Genomic DNA, 850 nt, shown 5'->3' with positions numbered 1-850 from the left:
GGCAGGTTGAGGAGCCGGCCGGCGGCTACGACCTCAACGACGACATCCCCTTCTGAAACCTCGCCCGCGCCCTGTCCGGCGCGGGCGACATCGGAAGGGGAACCTTCGCGATAACAGAGTGGACGGCGGCCCGGGTCCCTGGATCCGGGCCGCTTCCGCGCTGCGCCGGGGGCGCCGGGAAGGGGACAGCGGGAGGCGGGAGGAAGGGCGGAGGCGGGCGGACCTGCTGGCTTCGGAGTTGCGCCATGACCAAATCCGCCTGGACCGACGAGCGCGTCGATCGCCTCAAGACGCTCTGGCTTGAGGGCCGGACCGCCGACGAGATCGCCCGCGAACTGCAGAACGGGATCAGCCGCAGTGCGGTGCTGGGAAAGGTGCACCGGCTCGGCCTGTCGGCCGGAAGGCCGGGGAGGGCGCCCGCGGGCTTCGGATCTCAGACGCCCCGGAGGCGTGTCGAGAGACCTGTGGCCAAGCCGGTCAAGCGGGCAACGGGCCGCCCATCGGTCCCGGCCGACCGCAGGCCCGACCTGCCGTCGTGGGGCATGACCATCCTCACCGTGACGCGGGGCCAGTGCCGATGGCCATACGGCGATCCGGCCCATCCGGGCTTCTCCCTCTGCGGCCGGCCGGTGGCCCGGGGCGCCTTCTGCCTCGGCCACGCGGCGGTGGGCTATAGGACGCTGCCGGGCGGCGCGCCGTCGCTGCTCAGCCTGGCCGGGCTGGTCTAAGGTCGCGCTTCCTTGTTCCTACGCCGCAGGGGCGATGATCGACGGCGGCCTCCCGGAGGCCGCCGTCTTTCTGTCTTGTCCGGGCACGCGGGCGCTGCATCGTCGTCCGCATCGGCGCAAGC

At 72.7% G+C, this 850-nt stretch carries 1 protein-coding gene; it reads left to right on the top strand.

The annotated features are described in order from the left end of the window. Positions 1-245: 245 nt before the first annotated feature. The gene (locus HX774_RS16100) at positions 246-728 is read left to right on the top strand and encodes a GcrA family cell cycle regulator (RefSeq protein ID WP_178828436.1); all 483 of its coding nucleotides are present in this window, start codon (positions 246-248) and stop codon (positions 726-728) included. Positions 729-850 lie beyond the last annotated feature (122 nt).

This window comes from Brevundimonas sp. P7753 (assembly GCF_013386595.1).
GTDB classification, from domain to species: domain Bacteria; phylum Pseudomonadota; class Alphaproteobacteria; order Caulobacterales; family Caulobacteraceae; genus Brevundimonas; species Brevundimonas bullata.
Note: the sequence above shows the minus strand (reverse complement) of the source record. Positions and strands in the feature narration are given on the sequence as shown.